Genomic DNA, 20,716 nt, shown 5'->3' with positions numbered 1-20,716 from the left:
GTTCAAATGGCTATTCTACGTTTGATTGGTTTTGGAAAAAAAGAAGAATTTAAGAAAGTGCTAGCAATTTTAAGAAAGAAAAAGCCTGATAGGACAAGGATCCTATGAAATTTGTCGTGTACAGAGAAATTTTAATTTAGATTAAAATCTTCATAAAGAAAGACTGTTTTACATAATTAAAATTGAAATTGAATCAACCTAATCTTTTAAATAAAAAACCACTCTTCACAATATAAAAAAAATTAAACACTTAAGCAACAAAAACCTGAAAAACATAGTCAGCAACGTAAAAATTCAATTGCTTTTAATTAGTTATATTTAAAAAAGACGATTAAAATTATCCTATTTAATTAATCATTAATATGTCAAAAATTAATACCTCTCATGCTTATCTCTTAACCCTTATACAAATAAATTTTAGTTTAGCAACGACACAATACCTTAAAAGTATAAAAAGAAACCTGGCGAATTCAAACTAAAGATTACTACTGTAATCTTTAGTTACGTAAGTGTCCGCTAGCGAATCCATTTAAATACAAGCTAGTACAATTAAAGAATTAACAAATCTTTCTCGATGTCACTTTCCGCACTCATTTCAGATTCGTCATCTACCCACACTTTGTGTTCTACATCTTGAGTTAAGCTACTCATTCCATGTGTAGGTTTTATACCCATTGCATCAAGTTTTTCCTTTAATGACATAATCATATTTTCACGTTCAATGGACCAACTCGATGCAAAGCATCTCCAGAATGTCCATCCTGCGCGTTCTAAAGCACGTTGACGAGTCATGTCATCATGCCATTGTTCTGGCCCATGATAGCTATCACCATCACATTCAACAGCCAAACGCTGATCACCATCTGACTCAACGACTAAATCGATTCGATAGCTTCCAACCTTAACCTGTGGAGTAACTGTGTAACCCATTTCATGAAGTGTCGTAAATACAGATTTTTCAAACTCTGATTCACACAAGTCTAATTTTGCTTCAAATGATGCTTTTTTATCTTCTTGCAAATCATAAAAATGATTGAGTAAATTCAGCCTTAGATCTTTTGGAGATATATGATCACGACTCACGGAATGGACGAGATACATCCGTTCACGAGCACGGCTTGCAGCTACGTTGAATCTCTGTTCATGATCGGATCGACTCAAAGCATGACAATTCTGAGGATCTGCTACCATAGATAAGAAAATAATATCTCTTTCTGCACCCTGAAATGCTGAAGCATCCCCACAAGCAAATTGAACTTGGGTAAGAGTACCTGCACCAAATTCATTCAAAGCTTCTGATTGAATGAACTCAGCCTGCGCCGGTCCCAACAATGAGATCACACCGATTGATCTATTCGTGTATCGTTCATCTTTAAGAAGAAGTTTCATTTCCTCAATAATTGCTTTCGCTTCTATTCGATTAATATGTTTGCTATTTTTAGATTCTCTATACCCCTGCGGTGTATAAATTGCGACTAAAGCTGGACTTAACTGCTCAGATTTCTTCGATAATCGCATTGGCTTAATACGGTTACCATAAAAGTTTTTATTGCTGTAACTAATGATCGCAGGATGACAGCGGAAATGCTCTAGAAGCATCACACTTGACTCATAGATAGAAGAAGCCATGTCGTATAAAGACATATCTGGTGTTAAATATGCAGCATGTGGCTGACCATGTAGATAACGATTTCTCAATACATCAATTTGAGCACTTGCTAGACCGACATTACTCGGAGAAACTTGTTTATTATCCCCCACTACTAATAATTTTTTAGCACGCATTAAAACAGGTAATACGTCAATTGATGATTGTGATGCCTCATCCACAATCACTAAGTCAAAGAGGCCTAATTCAGCAGGCATAGATTCAGATACCTGAAGATGTGACATGACCCAGCAAGGAATAGCTGCTGTTGCCTCTTTAAGGGCTACTTGAGCATCTTTTCTATAACGTGGAGCATTCTTACCTGTCCCTTTTCCATAGTGTTGTACAGCAATTTTATAACGCTGTAATGCAACTAAAATTTTGTCTGAGGCATTTTCCTTTAATGCCAGCCATGTCTTGTTTGCTGCCAATTGAGCGTAATTTTGAGATAGATTCTTCTCGTGAATACGACGGCGCTCATACAAATTTTCAATTTGACTTGTATTACTGATGGCCATTACAAAAATCTCAAGACGTTTCCATTCCCAAGCCTCTAGCAATGTATTACGTAATACAGGATCTTCAATTTCTTCAGCGTACGGAACTTCCAGAATATGTTTACTAAGAATCAAAGCATTTGTTTTACTCAATCTAATACTGGCGGATTTAACTCTTTCAAAATCTTCAGTTAGATCTTTTAAATGTGATAATTTTTTTAATAAATCAGCATACTCGCCAAGTTCACTTTCATGTAATGAATCGGAATCAATCTGAGATACAATTTTTTTTAACTGATTTGATATTTTATTACCAAACTCTGATAAATAAAGGATTTGATCAGCCAGTTGTTGTTGATAGACTTCTAAATTAAATATTTTTAACTTCTGCCCTAACAATTGAATCAACTCATCAATATTTTTAGGTAATCCGTAGAAATCAAAAGATTTAGCTCTCTTAAAAACTTTTAAATAATTCGCATTAAATTGATCCAAATATTTATTTTTTAAATCTAGGCATTTTTGGGTTCTACTGATGAGCTGCGTGAACTCTTTTAATATTTCATCGATATTACGATTATTTAACTCAATTAAAGGAATGTCTAATTGTGCGGCAATACTATTCCATTTGCTCATAAAGATATTAAGAGTCTGCTTTCTATCAAGATATTCTTTAAGTCTTTTCCATTCATCTGATGTATCAGGATATTTTCCAGAAACTTTAATCGACTTAAAAAGGTCTTGTAATTCAGCAGTACCAAAATGATACCAATTAAATGGCTTACCTGTATCAACAGCACGTTGAACAGCTTGATATTCTTTTGAGTTTGGTTGTATCTCAAAATTCAGCTCTATGGGATCAATTAGTAGCGTTTTCCTGTATTCCAATAAAGGCTGAACTTCTTGAATAAGGTTACTATAGATATCAAGTTCCATAGCCTTATCTTCTGCATTTATCTTCTTGAAATAGCTCAATAACCATGGTTCTGCATGATCAAGAACAAAGTTTAGATCTTCTAGATAAATCTTTAACCAATCTCTTAGCTCATTAATTTCTGATTCAGAAATAGTTTCCTTGAAACTATGTAGGTCATTTTGCTTTAAGAATTCCTCAATCTCATCTTTTTCTTTTAAGAACTCACTTAATTTCTTCAGGCTCGCCGAATCTAACAGCTTTTCAGGAGCTGGCAGAGGTCCATAATTTATGTATGGTAAGTTTATACCTATTTTCTTCCTTGAGTCTCTCAATTGAATCAACTCAATCTGGGAAAAAGGAAACTGGTCTTTTTCCTCCAAAGTTAATTGGTCGGTAAACCATTCGCAGGATGCTCTACTTTCTAATACCGTTTTCACGATATCCATAGGTAATTTTTTATTACCATCTACTTCAATATTTTGATAATGCTTTTCTGCAAAGTTATATATTTCTCGATCAATCAAAGCCATTTCATGATGGTTATGATCTATTTGATGTTTTAGAACTTCGATCGTTTTTCGAACTTCTGCAACATTCATTTGGGTAATTTTTTGCACAATCAAATCGATTGAAGATTCAAGCTGATTTTTACTTTCTTTGCTTGAACCAATGCGACTGACTACTAAAGGCTTTAATTCATCAGGAATCTTTTCATGTACTGTTTTAAGGACATGTGACTGCTGTGCAGTTACCAGTACTTTTTTACCATTCGCCAAATAGTGACAGATAATATTGGCAATACTATGTGTTTTGCCTGTACCTGGTGGACCTTGCACCACTACACCACTGCTGGTTAGCAGATTCTGAACAATAGTAATTTGTTCTTTGTTATAAGGCAGCGGGAAATAAAGCTCTTCAACTTTTGATCCGAATCCCTCAGTACCAGAACGCCCTCTAAAACTATAAGTCTCTTTTTGATTAATATCGCTTTTTAATTCTGTCACTAACGATAAAGGTTGTTCAGGTATAGCCACTGAAGGGTCATTAAGTTTAGTTTTTAATAACTCAATGTCATCGCTTAAAATAGAATTTCTTTTAGGACGACTAAACAATACTGATGTTAATGTCACCGCTAGATTTTTAGATGGTATAGCCCTATTTTCAGCCTCAACAATTGCTCCTTTTGAAAAAATATTCGCGACGAAGGCATTAACTAGATCAGAGTAAGTTTCCCCTTCAAATAGGCGTAATGAGCGACCATTATTTAAGTTTTCTTTTAAGGTTACTTTTACTTGTCCTGAAGTAGGCAGATCATCCTCTAATAAGATGGCATCCATTTCTATATTGGCACGTGTATCTTTGGCACCTACACGTATTAATCCATTTTTTTCTATCTCCATTTCTAACGGGATAGTAATAAGAGGATATGAGTAAGATTTTTGAGTCGTTGGAAGTACCCAGTCAACTAAGCCAAAGCCTGCAACAATTTCTTCACCATCACCTGTTCCACCTAAATTAATCGCTGTATTCCATGAGAATAACTTATCGTAAACAACAATAGATTTTTTAATCTCATCGTTATTTTGTTTCCAATCTTTCCAAATATTTTGATAACTTTCGAATTCTTTGAATAGCTTCTGAAGTATGTCAATTTTAGTAATCAAATCACATGTCACGCTACTGTAGGGCAAGCGGAATTGATGAACTTCTTTGAAAAATACAATCTTATTTAAACTAGAAAAGTTAACAGTGGGTTCTTTTTCGGCATCAAAATGAATATATGAAGAGAGTATTTCAGATGGTTTCGGCATCGATTGAAGCTGTAATCTTTCAATTTGAAACCACCAATCGTCATCATTCAGAATTTTTAAGCCACGAAGTTTTTCTAGATCATAAGAATAAAATCTATTACCACTCATTTCATATTGAATTTTTTGAGTATCCTCAGCTTGATGAGATACATAATCCAACAATTGAATCAGTTTATTTTTAACAATATCATTTAATTCAAGTTCAGAGTTCATCATTGGTCTTTCTAAATTTTTAACTGACGGGTTTATAGCTAAAGACCAGCAAAAGGCTTCATCTTGTGAAAATATATCTTGATTTTGATATAAAAAAGCATTCACTTCTTTCTTTTCAATACCAAGAGTTTTGGCAATTTCTCTAGCAGTAAGTTTGGGCTGTTTAACCAAAATAGCTGTTATTAAATCCTTCATGTGATTCATATTTCCTAATCATTTTAAAAGCTTTTCTCTTTAATTGATTTATACAGAATCAACTTAATCCACTCCCAGCCCCTTAAACACCGCATCCACCGGATCTGCATAGAAACTGGTCTGGAACTTGGTAAACAGTTCCACAGGAATCGTAGGGATATCTGCTGCACTACTCATTGGCAAAGCAACCTTCTTGGCACCAGCATCAAAAGCAACTTGCAGACATTCGGCAATACTTTCCACCGGAGTCACAGAGCCACCTAGACTCATATCACCCAGTACCACCATCTGACTTTGTACCGATCGTCCTAACAGGCCAGAAGCGAAAGCCACTAAACTTGGCAAGGCAAGATGGCTGAGCGGCCCGGTATTCTGTAATTCCACCACATGTAAGTGGAAGTCATGTTCCAGCACCTTACTACCACCCGAGATTCGAGATGCATTGGCCTTGAAGTAATCAAATGCGATCTTGACCTGCTCTTTGGCACTACTTGAATTCCATAAGCCAGATGTCGCCAATTTTCCTGAACCTTTGGTGACTTGCAGTTCTAAGCGGTATAACCCAGGCATGCCCTTATTACTCAGCCCGATGGTATACAGAAAGCCTGGTTTAGCAGGACCTTCGGGAATCAGTCCACCTCCACCCTGCTCTTTTACCGATACAAAATGTTCTTCTAAGGTATCATTATCGATGTAGCTGAAATGAACATCATAGAATTCCATACCACCAATTTTCTTCAGCTGTTCTTTGACCCGACGGCGCACCTGCAGTGCATATTCCAGGCATTGCCGTACATCTTCTTTGTTAAATTGACCATGTGGGTAGAGTAGCTTCATCAATCCAGAAACCGTCTTGCGAACGGCGATCACATCGCGCTGATTCAGGTTGTTACCGAGTTTGAAGTACTTCTCAATGGAATCTGCAAAGCTACGCTTGCGCATTTCGCGGAAGAATTCTGCAAGGTAGTCAACAATCAGACCATAACGGTTAGTGAAGAACTCCGGACGCATCTTGGGAATTTCCCAGCCTGGGATATAGGCATGAAAGCGATCAAAGAATGCTGAGTCGATCATTGCTTCAGGGAACGGCGCCAAGAGATGGCTGGTTTTAACCAGAGATTCAACGCTTTGGTTAATGTTACCCACAAAAACCATCGAAGCAGAGGCTTCCATCTGTTCCCGGCCACGCGCAAAAGATCCTGAGGCCATGTAGTCTTTCATGATCTGTACGCCATCTTTGTCCTTAAAGGAAATACCGGCAACTTCATCAAAGGCCACCACATCCCAAAGACCAACCAGACCAATACGGCGGCTACTCATGTTATAGAACAGGTTGGCGACAGTCGTTTGCCCACCAGAGACTAAAATACTATTCGGTGAACACTCTTTGTATATATGGCTTTTCCCGGTACCGCGTGGTCCCAGTTCACAGACGTTATAGTTATTTTCAACGAACGGAACCATACGCGCTAATAGGTGCCATTGCACGTCCTCTTTTAGCGAAGCCGGTTCCATGCCGATCGAACGAATTAAACTCTCGCGCCACTGATCAGTGCTTAATGCTGCTCTGCCACTGAAGAGTTCATCCATATTCATATTCGGCATTTGAATCGGCTTGAGTAAGCTCACCCCAAATGGAGAATTGGTTTGTCCTTCTTCAAAATAATAACTGAGCGTAGCAATGACCCAGATACCACCAACAAGTAATTTTTCATACTCTTTGACGATGCCTGCCGAGATTTCGGCATCTTTGATGCCCAGATTACTAAATGATGCTTCGTATTTGTCCTTACGCTCATTCAGCTTTACGGTCACCCGATCAATAACCTTATAACTGCCACGTTCACGAACCAGGGATTTCACCTTCTCAGCTTCATCAGGTCGTACATAGTTCTCTGCCAGTACGGTCTTTACGTTACGTAGTCCCTGTTCAATGATCTCTGGATCATCCGAGGCACAGTACATCCCCAGCAGGTATTCGAGTACATAGACAGGGACATTGGCCCCTTCTTTGATCAGTTTAGTCAGATCCTTACGTACCACCCGCCCGGCAAAGTGTTCATTCAGCAGCTGATCCAGTTCTTTATCGTTAGCAGATTCCATGTAGGCTACGCTCTATCGTTAATTCGTTATCAGAAGAAGTCATCGGTAAATGCCAGATCAATGGTGACCTTATAGCGCTGCATTTCGATATTCAGGTCTTTGTCCTTCAGTACCAGGAAGTAATCTTTCTTACGGTCAAAATCAGTACCGGACAATGACAGCCTGACCTGTTTAACCCGATCGGCAACAGAGTCGGTACTGCTATCAAAGGTCAAGGTTTCTTCACTAGATACTTTGATATCCCCATCATAAATGGCAATCGACAGGGTCACTGGCATGACCAGCTCACTGACAGCTTCAGTTTGCATCAAATCAAACTTCTGGATGTTATTGACCATTTTCAGCGTGGATTTGGTAGAAATGACCTCAACTTTACGCTTGGTCCGCTGTCCGGCCTTTTCACCACGCAGCTGTTTTACCGTTAGTACAGGCACCACGATTTCCTGAGGCATGATGCCACCATGCACGAAACGTGAACCTCCTACAAAATGGAAACGGTTCGCCCCTTTTGGAATCCAGAAATCAGTCGCAGATAATGTGCCTGCCGTGGCTTGGGTTGAACCTTTCCATGCTTCCTTGCTCTCTGGTAAACCATGCCCAATCACATAGCGTTTTTTGCTTTTCAATGTATTGGCAGGTTTTTCAGTCAAGCTTGAACGATCCGCAGATTCCAGTTTACTTTGCTGGAACAGGAAGCCATGGTCGGCTGTAATCAACAGGGTAGAAATATTGAAGTGCATTAAGATTTTGCGGCTGAGTTCGGTCAGCTCTTCAATAGCATGTTCTACCGCCATAAAGGTTTCTGATTCTGTCGAGGCACTGTCACCGCGTGCATCAATCACGTTGTGATAAACGTAAATCAGCTCATGATCTTTCAGCGCTTCACGGCCTTCATCACGCGACCAACCTTTTACCGTTTCAGCGGTAACCGCCAATCCATTATAGGCAGCCAGAATTTTGGATCGTGCTGCAGTCCCTTTGCTGGACTGCCCATCTACTAAAACATCATCCCCTGCGGCCTCTTTGTACTCCAAAGTCTGATGCGGCAACAACGAGGCCATGCCAAGTGTGGTGTAACTTGGTACAACACCCAGCTGTGAAGACAAGGTTGCTTCAGAATAACGCTTTTCATTGATACGATCACGCAACTCTACCGCAGCTTCATAGCGGAAAGCATCACTGATAATTACCACAATACGGCGTTTCGTTGCAGAATTGAGTAAGGGTCTGACGTGGGTATCGTAGAAGTTCTGCTGGTTTGGGATATCTGCCATTTTCCAGACATTCAAGCGTTGCTCAGCTTCAATCCGCTCTCCCCAGTTTCGTGCCAAGTGGTCAATAAACCAGTAGGAATAGCAATTTTCGACTTCTTCATCGAGTTTTTTCAGGATATCGACATGAGCGCGTTGAGAAGCAGCACTGTAGTGGCGATAGGCCATATCAAAGCGATACAACTCTTGCTCGTAGGCTTTATACAAGGCTTCACTCGAGTCGAAATAGAAACCGGCATCAAACTGCTGTCGCAGGCTAAACAGCTCAATCGCTGACTGCAACGCTGTATAGACGGTACGGTATTTACGTCGGGTTGCATCGTCCTTATGTTTGGACGCCCAATAACCATCCAGACGGGTAGAAATAATCGTTCTGAAATGTTCCAGTTCAGCTTTGGTTGCTGCAGGGATCTGGCTGGCCAGATCGACAATGATCTTTTGTTCAATCACTTCAAAAGTCATGACATCGAGCAGCTGCTCCAGATCAAAGGCCCCGACCTTTTCTTGGATCCGCAGTGCATTTGCCACGGTCTGGGAGAGTGTGTCGAAGGTTGGGTAGTATTTGGAGCTGTCTCTCCAGCGCGACAAAAAGGCTCTGGCTGTTGCACGGGAGCTGACGGATGACATCACCAGTTCTTGAGCCCATAGCGGTATATCGCCCAGACTTTCACAGAAACCTGTGCTCATCAAACGGATAAAGAACGTACCGAGCTTGAATGGTGCTTCCCCATTCAATTCTTCAACCGATGCTGGATAACCAATTTCCGCCTGTAATGCTGTGACTAAAGCTGGCACCAGTTGGAACTTTTCCAGTTCAGCAAAGGAGTCTGGATTGACTTCCAGAACCAGGTTCTGCTGTACCATTTCATCTGCCAGTGCCAGAACGATATGCATGAGTTCGGCACTGTCAGCCTTGACCACAGCTGCAATCATGGCCATATCCAGATTCTGTTCATCTGCATCAGGCTGGATATAGCGTTTCAATGTACTCAGACGGGCTTTGGCTTTAAGGAATTCTTCACGTTTGGCCAGATGTTCTCTTAGACTCTGCTGCTGTAAACCCAGCTCATTGAAAATAATCGAGAAACGATCGGCATAGAAGCTGCGAGAATATAGCTTGATGTCCAGTAACCAGTCTTTTTCGGTCTCAGGCTCAGGACTAGGGAAATACAGCAAGTATTTGCCCTGCTGATCCTCAAGTTCCAGTTTGAGCTTGATCTCCAGACTCGACTCTTCTGCCATATTCAAAATATGGACATCATTTAGCTCTAGGGCTTTGATTTCTTGAGTAAATGACTGTTCTGCATCGTACCAAAAGACGATTCGATGTTTTTCAGTGTAGAAAGCCTGTTCTAAGCCTTGTGTTATTTGGCTTAAATTCATTTACTTTCTCCTGCTGCACGGAATTCTTCATAAGTCTTATCCCAGTCAACTGTAGGATATGCCTCTTTTATACTTTTCAGAAAATCTTCTCCGTTTAAAGTATCAAAAGTCACATCTTTATAATTTACTTCTAACTGAATCTTTTTAATTAAAGATTCTGCAGTAGGAAAAGTGCTTTCTATCTCTGACTTAAGCCAATTGTTAATATCTTGTTCTGTTGGAACACCAAAAATTCCAAATAATTCATCTGGTGGATTTTCTAAAACCAGAGGCAAATAATAATTAACAATCATTTTTTGAGAATTTTTCAGTGTTTCATCTAAACTTTTTTTTATATCTTTTTGATGAGCTTCAATTTTCTTCTGTAGATCAGCTAATCTCTCTTTTAACGTTGGCAATGTGGCAACACGAATAATTCGTCCATGCTTTTTACCCAAAGACCGGGTAAGTTTTTCTCTAATGTGACGAAGTTCGTCATCTAAATCTTTAGAAGATATTTTGCTATTTTTATCAATTAAATCAAAGGTTGTTTTTAATCTACCCTCTAATTCCTTATTCATACCAATACGTTGAATTGATTTTGGAATATTCAATTTATGCCGCTGAATAGCAGCACCTGTTAAACTCAACTCTACATACTGAAAATGTGGCTGAAAAACCCGTACCTGACGGGCAATATCAAACTTTATTGGTGGTGCAGATCTCAGATTTTCCTGAATCTCTTTTAACTGTTGAATATTTAATTTTTCGGGCTGTATTTCTGTAACCAGTTCTTGGATATGTTTAATTTCCTGCTCTGTCTGTGCTTGTGCTAAAGCAATCGCTTTTGAAGCAGGTGATAGACGTGCCATCGCCTCTTTAATCTGATCAGGCATTAAACGCATGGCATTCAAAATTGGTGCTTCCGTTTGTTCTTTTTCTAAAAAAAGAGCCGTCGGCGTATAGCTAAAACCAACATCATCACTCACAATCAAACCATTTCTTAAGCCTGATATATGCTGAATCGTAATCCCATTATCTTGCAACAATTTTATCGCGTCTAAAGTGCCATATCCCATACGTAGGACATTTTCATCAATATCTAAAAAAACCGAGATGAGTTCAGGACCTATGTTTTTGGACAATGCGACAATTTCTATAGCCGTAATCTCCTGAATGCCTGGCGCCGCATAACAGAGAGACGTCTTGGTTTGAGCAATAATCTCACACAAAACTTCGGAATTAATATGCTGAAAAAATGCTTCTCTCATCATTTCTCCCCCGTCACAGCTTTCACTTCAGCCAACAAGTTCCCAAACTTGCCATAGTTCACTTTCACCCCATCATCTAGATCCAGTGAAATACGCTGATCGGCATAGTGACGCAGTTTTTCTTCAAAGGTACTCAGTTCAGCCTGTTGCTTATGCAAATCTTGCAGTTTTTTCTCGATACGTTTAATTTCAGCAGCTGAATCACTGTTTTCGATTTCACTTTGCAAAGAATTAACCATAGCCGCCATTTTTGAAATCAGTGGCATGACGTATTCGGTACGCATACGTGCCAAAGTACTTTCGTTATAGCGGTGCAAGTACACCAATGCCTGGAAAGCACCTTGTTTACCACTGCTGAATAACCAGTAGATCGGGCGCTTTTTATAAGTCTGCATATGGTCTTTATAGAACTTGCTGGCTAAGTAACGGCGAATGGTGTCTTCAGCGGTTTCACTGGCTTTTTTATCCAAGCTTTCTGCCAGCCACAGCATATTGGCATCTAGTGTGTCTTTACCCCAAACGGCAGTTAAGAACTCTTGGATACGATGGGTGGCATCATCTTCGAACCAGTGCATTTCGGTGAGTGGAATAATGCCGTCAGCATCGGCTGGGAATGTTTGATAACGACTCGCATCAAAGTCTTGATTGCCTGCATGGGCATAGATCAAGCCTGGTTCGTCCAAGCTATAACGTCCCATCATGCAACCAAGTGCATAAGAGACTAAACGCTGGCTGTCTTTTTCACGGTCGGCACGGGTTAAAGTGATTTGCTCGTCCGGTACGTCTGGCGTCAGTTCATCCTGCAAACCGTAAGCGTCAATAAATAGCTTGTTGTTTTGTTGTTCCAGACGTTTCATTTCAGCCACGGCGTCAGCATTTTGCTGTTGCCATATATTAAAAGCTTGTTCTAAAGTTGATTGATTAGTGCTTATAATCGGGTTTTGAGTAAAATCCCATGACATTTCATAGGAATCGCAATTCAATTTAGAAATCGTTATTAATCTTATAATTTTACTTTCAATATTCTCCTCTTTTGGGAAAATAATAGGAATACTTGATAAAGTGCCCGCACCAAAATTTAATGTTGGATTAATCAAAGTCAATAAAGAAGAAACTATAGGTGAATTTAATAAACCTAAAATTTCATAAGTTTTCTTTTGTGGAAACATGCTTGAACCTGCAGAATCAAACAATGCCCCATAATTACTATACCTAAAACTTGAAATACTAGATGTTAAAGCACTCCATGTAATTGAATTCTTAAAATATTTATCTTCACTTCGAATCTCTTTAGTATAACTACCACCATTATAGGCTTTGATTACTGCTTGTTTTACTTCGTCACCATTATTGAACCAATTAATCACATATTCTTTATTACCATACCATTTTCTAAATTCTCCTCCTTTATTCAAAGGAAACCATTTTTTATTTGATTTTTTTGCATTTTGTGCATCTTTATAGTTGACACCAAAGTTTAAAAAATTAATTTCAAACCAAAATCGTAAAAATCTATTATTATCTGTCGTTGCAAGTCCTTTTTTAGGTGTTGCAAGCTCGCCTAATGATTCTCCAATGCTAAAACTCTCTCTTATTTTTTTACTTGCCCAATAAGCAATTGGACTACCTGGAATTTTCTTAAAATAATCTGGTTTAGCATTAAAAAACCAACCACAACTTGGATTTTTAATGGCTTCTAATGTTTTAGGTGCCTGATTTTCAGAGCCTCTAAAATCAGAAAGACGTATATATGACCCCATAAAATTACTTACATGTGACTTAGCCAATGTGAATGTACAAATGGGTACCGTTGCACCATCAAAACCAGAGTACTCTAACTGAATCAAACTTGTGATTGTTGCATGATCAATAAAATGTGTACGCAAGTTCTCATATGAAGAAATAAACATCCAAACAAATGGGGACATAAAGCCCAGTTGACCACTTTCTTTAGTCAGCTGCAAATCTCGGATCATAAACGCTGAGAAAAGATCTTTTTCAAAACCTTCATAGTTCTTTTTTAAATAGGTTTTAAGACTTGGATTTAAATACTTGTTGCCCATATACGGCGGATTCGCAATCACGGCATCATATTGTTTAGCGAGTAATTTAGCTTGCTGTACTAAAGGCAATAACTCTTGTGCTGAATGTTGTGCAAAAATATCCCCTGACGCTAATGCTGTATTCAGCTTGGTTTCTAAATTAGGCAATTTTTTAGCAAATGCTGCTGGAATTTGAATCAAAGAACCAAAGGTCGAAGCATGTTCAAACAAGTCCAGTAGTTCTTTTAAATCTGCCTTTTCTAGGCCTGTACTTGCCAAATCCTGACTGAATGCATCTAAACGCTCAGGCTGACTATCTTGCAGTGCAATAATATTCAGCTTCGGTGGATTACTAAATAAACGACGGTCATCCTCACGGGCTTTCATTAACAACGCAAAACTGGCGAGCTGTGCTGCACGGGTATCAATATCAATCCCGTACAGGTTATTTTCCAGAATCAAACGTGGAATATCACGGCTACGGTAGCCACGCTCTAAGTAAATTGCTTTTAAGCAATCATAGGCTTCTACCAGAATATGCCCCGAACCACAGGCCGGATCCAGTACCGTAATGCTTTCAGGGTTTAAAGTATCGCCATCTTCGCTAATGCGTACATCTATCAGCTGTTTAAGCTGAGCATTCACTTCATCGCTTTGCTCAGCCGGCTGAATATAATATTCCCACTCACTGGCCAGCGTACTATCAGGCTGTGCCATCATCCATAAGCGGCCGACACTGTTCTGTACCAAATATTTTACAATCCAGTTTGGGGTGAATAATTGTGTCGCGGCAGGAATGTCTTCACTTTTGACGACTTTACCAATCACCTGATCTTTCTTTTCAGAAATATAGAACTGATACAGCCAACCAATAATCTGCACATCCGACCAGTCTTCTTCCGAAATGCTGCTCACCAAATCACGGATCAAGGAATCGGTTTTGGTTAAATTGTCAGGAAGTAACAGTTCTGACTCATCAGACACCTGTTCGAACAGGAGTGGCATCACTTGGTTTAATGCATGACATTGGGCCAGTAACAGTTCCCGATACAGCTCTTCGTCTTTGTTGCCATCCAGCTTGAGTTCAGCCACACGACTGGCATCTAAACCTGGTAGGTCAATATCCAGACATTCTTCCAAAATCTGCGGCAAGCCTGCACTACCATCGGCACTACTGAGTACACGGCGACCATGATCCAGTAAGCCTTTGCATTCCATGTAGCGAATCGCACAGAGACGGTTAAACCAACTGTAAGCGATATAATCAATCGTCTGCTCAAAACTGCTGGTTTGAATGCGTTTGATCAGCTTGTCACGTGGTTTCATGACTGATAGCGGAAAAACCTGATCGCCAATCAACAGCAAGTCGCCTTTCTGTTCTGCCGGTAAAATGCGGTCTGCGGTGATGCCATATTTGGCGGCCTGCTTGCGCATGGCTGCGATAAAATCGTTACGTGCTTGCGGTGCGTATTTTTTAATATTACTGGTATTCATCTTTAAACCTTTAATTAATGACTGATGCCGATATCCCTAACCCGAGTTAGCGGATACGCACACGCTTTTTATCACTCACGATTTTTTTCAGTTCAGCTTTGAGTGCGTCTACAAACTGATCCACTGATTCTTCTGTTTCCAGATAGACACTACTTGAACTTTTGCTGTAAATGCTGGCGACATCGACTTCCACCACAGGTTTCGGTGGCACTACGGCGGTCGCAGGCTGCACCGAACTCACAGCAGGTGCTGATGTAGCTGGGCTGGAGGTGGTTGCAGTGTTGGTTACACTCTCGGCTTTGCTCTGAGCCAGTTGTGCCGCTTTGGCCTGACGCTGAACTTCGCTTTCCAACTCATACAAGGCTTCATCAAAACGCTCCAGGGCGGTTTGGGTTTGCAGCATATAGATGGTGGATAGGCTAGTTTCCACTTCAATATCCGTTTTCAGCAATTGTAGTGGGCGTAATAGCTTGTTACTCAGCTCAGCGCTAGCGATGCCACTGTTTTTAATCTCGGCTTCCAGCTGCTTGATTTTGTCATCAATGTGTTCTATCGCCTGATTGCGCTTCTTAGTCAGCAATTGCTCATTGACGCTTTCCACTGTGCGAACCAAATCAGCGACTTTATTTAACAGGCCATAGGGCGATTCAGTGGTGGCAATACGATGTAATTCGGAGAGGGCTTTTTTTGCCACCTCATCACTGCCCAGTGCCTGTTTGTTTTTCTCAAAATGACGCAAGGCTTGCTGCAGTTGCTGCCAGCTTGGCATCTGGTTGCTAAAGAATTCATGAATGTCACGGTAGTCTTCTTCCAGATCCAGATAGTCGTCCCTGTTCTCAACCACTGCTTTAAAGAAATCAAAGCTGTCACTATTGGCCAACAAGCGTTCCAAACTCAGAATTGACTTTTCAATGACCTTTTTGCCTGGGAACTGGCCAACATCGGTTTTGCTCTTATACGACTTAAAGTTGCCTAACCATGTCTTAAAATTCTGGGTATAGAATTCAAACAGCTCTTTTTCGGTCGAGGGTCCCATTACCGAGAATAGATCCTGAGTAAGCTGACGCGCCTGTTTTAATACCTGATCGTCAGTCTGGCGTTTTTTCATGATTGTAACATCACGACGACGGCGGCTGTTCTGTAAAGGCTCAAAGGCATCCTTTAACTGCAATGTTGCACCTAGCTGTAGTGAAATCCGACCCATTGCCGCCAACTGCCCTACCAGCAATAAAATCTCGGCATCTGGCCAGCCATAAGGACGTTTGGCAAATCGATCCACCACATCCGATACCAGAATACGTTCTGTACCGGTTGCACGCAGCGAGATGTACTGTTCCACTTCTTGTAGTGCTTTCGGGTTCGTCTGACCGCCATCTAGAGACAATCCGAGCTGCGCCATATCATCGACAGTCAAAACGGCGTTCAGTTCACGCCAGGCATCCTGCTGATAGACCTGCAGATAGCTCAGTTTGGTATAGGTATTTTCCAGCAAATAACGACAAGCCTCATCCAGCTTGGTGGAAGGGCTAGAAGATGAAAGTTGTAGATGTTGACCCAAGGCATAACTTTCCGCGTCCAGCAACATTTCTTCGACCCGGGCACGCAGGCGTTTTTTACGCTCCTGGTTCTCACGGCCACGGTCTGCCAGAATACGGCTGATATCGGACTGAGTGCCATCATCATTTAACCGAATAAATTTATTGGTTTTCAGCCAGGTGCGCAGTTCATTAAAGAACTGTTTATCGTCTGCCAGTTTAAACAGCACTTGTCCTTCGGCCTGAGTACTTTTACCAATACAGTAAGCTTCACTGTAGAGGTTGTATTCCGTATCCAGCGGAGAAATGATTTCAACTTTTAAATCGCTCTCATACTTGCCATCCAGGCTATGGCTATCTAGGAAACGACCAATCTGATAGTCCATCTTGTTGGCTTGATGGCGGTATTTGTTCTGATCGCGCAGTAAATCTTTAAAGATCAGATTGGCTAACTCTTTATTTTCTTCTGAAGCTGCTAAGTCAGTGGCTTTGATTTTTCGGGTAATATCACGTTCTTCATTGGTCAGGAACAGGAACTCATCACCATTGCGGGTAATCAGGCTCTCTTTTTCCAGACGCTGCAGGCTCTCTTCAATCCGCTTGCGCAATGCCAGCTTATCTTCATCAATTTTCTCAATCGACAAAGTCACCAGGTTATCCAATGTGCCTTTGATGATATCGACATAGCGGATCATGAACAGGGTACGCAGCATCTGCACATCAAAACCATCCAGGGTCTTGTTCTGCCCTGCCTGGTCGATGGTACGTTTAACCGCTGTATCCAGGAAGCCTTCAACTGAAGTATAGAAGCGGTGGAAAGGAACCAGTGCCCCGACTTCATCTGTGGCAATCGCATTCGCGGCCATCTGGAACGCATCCAGCATGGACCGTTCACCATAGGCCAGGTGTGCACCGGTCGCACCGACCTTACGGATTTCTTCAAAAACTTTTTGCACCAGCTGGAAATGGTACGGCGCAAAAGGATAGTTATGAATAAAACTTTCTGGCCCCTCATAGTTCTTGAGGGTTGGACCTGAACGGTCAAAGGTAATCTGATTTTTTAAGATATCGCCCTTTTGCTCAAACACCGATCTGAGCAATGCTTCTGCTTCTGGGGTTTTGCGTAATAAACGTTTCTGGATGACTTCATCGGTATTCGAACTGGACAACGATAAACGGGTTTTAAAACGTCCGGCAATCTTGGAGAAGTCATTGGCTTTGGAAGAGGACATCTCACCTAAAACAGCATCGATGTCTGCCTGTGAGGTGACGATAATCCAAGCCCGGCCTTTACAAATCGTGCCGAGGTTTTCAGTAATCGTCTGTAAGGTCAGCATCAAGCGGGTATCGCTACCAATAAACTGACCTACTTCATCCACCAGGAACAACATGCGTTGCTGGGGTCCTTTACTGTCCAGGTATTCTTTCACCCACTGACAGAAGTTTTCGACCGAAACACTAAAGGTCTGCTCAGAATCCTCAAACCACTTGTGTGCAGCTTCTGCTGATAGGTTGAGTGCCTGAGAAATCGCAGTTTCGACATCATCCTGATAGAACTGATATCCGTCACGTTCTTCTAGCCAAGACATGCCGCTGGATTCCTCAAACGCCTGTTTAAAGCGTTCGTAGACACCTTTCTGGCTCAGGTGACGTTCCATATGGGCAATATGTGGATGATCCGCGCTAAAACCCTGATACTCGTTAAACACACGTAAAAACACATTCAGGATTGGATTGCCATCATCATTGGAGCTGGCTTTACTGTCGATGTTAAACAGGATGACATCGGCATGATGGCTGACCGCCTTGCCAATATCGGCACGGATAAATGCATCGCGGATTTTAGTTTCATCAAAGAATTCTGCGGCGCTACGTTCGTTACCTTCCGCATCGCGTACCACTTTATTGGCCAGAATATACGACAAGGTTTTCAGGAAATGTGATTTACCTGAACCAAAGAAGCCTGAAATCCATACACCGACTCGGTTGGCAATCGAAGGATCGCTCAGGTCTGTGCCATAAGACTGGAAAAAGTCCCGAAAATGTTTTTCCAGTTCATTGGTGACCACATACTCATCGAGTTCCTGATAAACCGTGGTATTGTCATTCTGGTCTGCTTTTACGACCCCGTTAATCGCACGATCTAATGGCTTGTAAAAAAGTTCTTTAATGTTCATCTCAATCAATTCCCCCGAATTCTTATTTCTATTTGCCGTGTTTAAGGCACTAATCTGAATGCTCTGTAGTAATTATTGCTTGGAATTTTTCCAAATAAACTCATCGCTTGACCGTCGTAATAACCTGGGTAAAACAGCACCACTGGCTTATGCCCCAGTAACGAATGCAAACTGTTCAATAAGTGATGGGCACGTAACAGTGGCCAAACCGACCCTACCCCAGTCATCAACACAATATCTTGTGCATTGGTGGCATATTTACTCACCAGATAGGGCGCGAACTTATCCATATGCAGTGGGCCTTTCAGCGCTTTGAGCAGCGCCTCATCGCCTTTGGCTTTTTGCATTTGAATGGCTTTATCGATGAAGTTACGCTCAGCCAGATAATCCACCACGGCTTGCAGCAGGTTGATATTCACCACCTTCAGCTGACTGTGTTTTTTCTCCAGCATCCCGTCTAGAAAATGCAGATATTCGCGGACTTTCAGCTCATCTTCAGGTGCATAATCAAATATCCAGAAGCCAATTTCATTACCCAGTCCTTGCCCGTTGAGAAACTCGGTGGAAAGAATTCGCTCTGGAATCTGATTCAGACGCTCATGTATTGCTTGACTCATTGCTGCCCCTCTACAACTACCGCGTCCATAGCGACACTTCCATAGATCTTTTAATGCGTTGTTTATAATGTTCTTCCAACAGGCTACGCAGCTCTGCTCTGACGATCACACGCTGCAACTCCAGCTTACGGGTACTTTTTAAGTAACCGGCTTCTGCCAGCATGCGAAACACCACCTGCCCCATTTTTTTCTTGCTGGACTCTTTCCATTCACAGATATCCGGATCTCGTTGTGAACGCTCATCCAGAAAGTCTAACCAGATATAACTATCCAGGTATTGAGCCTGGGAGATATAAGCCTCTCTCATCACCGTTTCCATAAACTCAAGCAGCAACAGGTTGCGTTCCAGTGCGCCACAAAAAGCCACCTGGGTCGCCAGCTCATCATCCCCATCACGCAAAGCTTTCCAGAAATCAGGCTCTAAGCGCTCCAGACGCTTACGAATAGCGGTGGCATTGCGTTGAGCTGAAGCAGGCGTTCTTTTTTGCAGAATATTGTCAATCTGAATTGCCTGATACCATTGTTCTGGAGTCGCCTCTCGTAATAACAGATCCGCGATCAGCCGGCTTTCACGTACCATCAGTGAGCCACCAATTAGGTCACTGTCATAATGAAATTGTTCTAACATAGCCAATCTCCTATGAAGCTTGATCAAACAGGTAAGACGACAGCTTTTCGATATCTGAGCGTTGTAGTACCAAGGGATATTTCAAGGCATCATCCGCCTCAGCCAGCGTGATCGCGGCCTGATATCGCTGCAAAGTATAGTGAGCCAGGGCTTTTTTCACCGGAATCTGTAATCTGCCATCAGGCATGCCGAAGTCTTTTTCGACCAGCGCTTTTTGAGCTTCATTCAATTTTGGATTAGGGATCAGCGTCAGTACAATTTCTTCATGCCATTGCTGATCCTGAGCAGGGTCTACTGACTCAATCGCCACCACAACAGGTGTGCGATCAATTCTGGAGAGCAAAAAGTCCTTAAACTGCTTGCTCTGATGGCAATAGGCACGGACATGCCAGCGAAAACCGGTATACACCAGGGTATGTGGGGAAATCATGCGTTCATGCCACTGCGGATTCTGCATGGAGGCATAAATCATTTTTAAAGTACTTTGGTTGCGGCAGGCACGCAAAACTTCCCGAATCACTTCAGGACGTACACTGCGATCAGGTAATTGAACTGCTGCAAGATTCGGTTCTGGCATCGCAATCAAGGCATGCGATTCACTGACCAAGCCCGAGAGCATATTGAGATATTCATTGATATGCGCTGTAGTCAGTACAGGCTGGAAGCTGGCCTTAGGCACATAACCCTTGACTGAGGGATCATGAATCAAGGCATCGGGGTTATACAGCGTATTATAGCGCTTGATATCCGCAGAAGCCTGCTGTCGACTCAATCCAAACCAGCTCATCAAACGATTGGTAACCAAACGACCTTCCCAGTATGCAAGGAGTTCAATGGCTCTCATTCTGAGAAGGACTTCATGCTTATCTGTCGTCATATACCAATCAGTCAATAAATAGTAGTTTTAAGATTACCCCATAGCAAATGTACAGTAAA

Annotated in this window: 9 protein-coding genes; all 9 read right to left on the bottom strand. The window is 41.5% G+C overall.

The window, feature by feature from the left end; translation table 11 throughout:
* Nucleotides 1-549 precede the first annotated feature (549 nt).
* Nucleotides 550-5,280: an AAA domain-containing protein gene (locus tag FTV03_RS11415; protein ID WP_180041462.1), complete on the bottom strand. Its 4,731-nt coding sequence runs from the start codon at nt 5,278-5,280 to the stop codon at nt 550-552.
* Between the two features lie 63 nt (nt 5,281-5,343).
* Nucleotides 5,344-7,383, bottom strand: a complete 2,040-nt coding sequence (brxL, locus tag FTV03_RS11410; protein WP_180041461.1) for a protease Lon-related BREX system protein BrxL — start codon at nt 7,381-7,383, stop codon at nt 5,344-5,346.
* A 29-nt stretch (nt 7,384-7,412) separates the two neighbouring features.
* The gene (pglZ, locus tag FTV03_RS11405) at nt 7,413-10,037 is read right to left on the bottom strand and encodes a BREX-1 system phosphatase PglZ type A (protein WP_180041460.1); all 2,625 of its coding nucleotides are present in this window, start codon (nt 10,035-10,037) and stop codon (nt 7,413-7,415) included.
* On the bottom strand, nt 10,034-11,290 hold the full coding sequence (locus FTV03_RS11400) for a hypothetical protein (RefSeq protein ID WP_180041459.1): 1,257 nt from the start codon (nt 11,288-11,290) through the stop codon (nt 10,034-10,036). The genes pglZ and FTV03_RS11400 overlap by 4 nt, the downstream gene beginning before the upstream one ends.
* On the bottom strand, nt 11,287-14,823 hold the full coding sequence (gene pglX, locus FTV03_RS11395) for a BREX-1 system adenine-specific DNA-methyltransferase PglX (protein ID WP_180041458.1): 3,537 nt from the start codon (nt 14,821-14,823) through the stop codon (nt 11,287-11,289). Before pglX ends, FTV03_RS11400 begins: the two co-directional genes overlap by 4 nt.
* Nucleotides 14,824-14,869: 46 nt before the next feature.
* Nucleotides 14,870-18,535 (bottom strand): BREX system P-loop protein BrxC, encoded by a 3,666-nt coding sequence (gene brxC, locus FTV03_RS11390; RefSeq protein ID WP_180041457.1) that lies wholly within the window; start codon nt 18,533-18,535, stop codon nt 14,870-14,872.
* A 41-nt stretch (nt 18,536-18,576) separates the two neighbouring features.
* Nucleotides 18,577-19,152: a DUF1788 domain-containing protein gene (locus FTV03_RS11385; RefSeq protein ID WP_180041456.1), complete on the bottom strand. Its 576-nt coding sequence runs from the start codon at nt 19,150-19,152 to the stop codon at nt 18,577-18,579.
* A gap of 16 nt (nt 19,153-19,168) precedes the next feature.
* On the bottom strand, nt 19,169-19,780 hold the full coding sequence (locus tag FTV03_RS11380) for a DUF1819 family protein (RefSeq protein WP_174660658.1): 612 nt from the start codon (nt 19,778-19,780) through the stop codon (nt 19,169-19,171).
* Between the two features lie 10 nt (nt 19,781-19,790).
* Nucleotides 19,791-20,657: a WYL domain-containing protein gene (locus tag FTV03_RS11375; RefSeq protein ID WP_180041455.1), complete on the bottom strand. Its 867-nt coding sequence runs from the start codon at nt 20,655-20,657 to the stop codon at nt 19,791-19,793.
* Between the last annotated feature and the right edge of the window lie 59 nt (nt 20,658-20,716).

Source organism: Acinetobacter sp. YH12218 (assembly GCF_013417925.1).
GTDB classification, from domain to species: Bacteria; Pseudomonadota; Gammaproteobacteria; order Pseudomonadales; family Moraxellaceae; genus Acinetobacter; species Acinetobacter amyesii.
Note: the sequence above shows the minus strand (reverse complement) of the source record. Positions and strands in the feature narration are given on the sequence as shown.

Bases quoted from the DNA above. Each gene is read 5' to 3' on its own strand.
- FTV03_RS11400 (WP_180041459.1), bottom strand. From the start codon at position 11,290: ATGATGAGAGAAGCATTTTTTCAGCATATTAATTCCGAAGTTTTGTGT.
- pglZ (WP_180041460.1), bottom strand. From the start codon at position 10,037: ATGAATTTAAGCCAAATAACACAAGGCTTAGAACAGGCTTTCTACACT.
- brxL (WP_180041461.1), bottom strand. From the start codon at position 7,383: ATGGAATCTGCTAACGATAAAGAACTGGATCAGCTGCTGAATGAACAC.
- FTV03_RS11385 (WP_180041456.1), bottom strand. From the start codon at position 19,152: ATGAGTCAAGCAATACATGAGCGTCTGAATCAGATTCCAGAGCGAATT.
- FTV03_RS11375 (WP_180041455.1), bottom strand. From the start codon at position 20,657: ATGACGACAGATAAGCATGAAGTCCTTCTCAGAATGAGAGCCATTGAA.
- brxC (WP_180041457.1), bottom strand. From the start codon at position 18,535: ATGAACATTAAAGAACTTTTTTACAAGCCATTAGATCGTGCGATTAAC.
- pglX (WP_180041458.1), bottom strand. From the start codon at position 14,823: ATGAATACCAGTAATATTAAAAAATACGCACCGCAAGCACGTAACGAT.
- FTV03_RS11380 (WP_174660658.1), bottom strand. From the start codon at position 19,780: ATGTTAGAACAATTTCATTATGACAGTGACCTAATTGGTGGCTCACTG.
- FTV03_RS11415 (WP_180041462.1), bottom strand. From the start codon at position 5,280: ATGAAGGATTTAATAACAGCTATTTTGGTTAAACAGCCCAAACTTACT.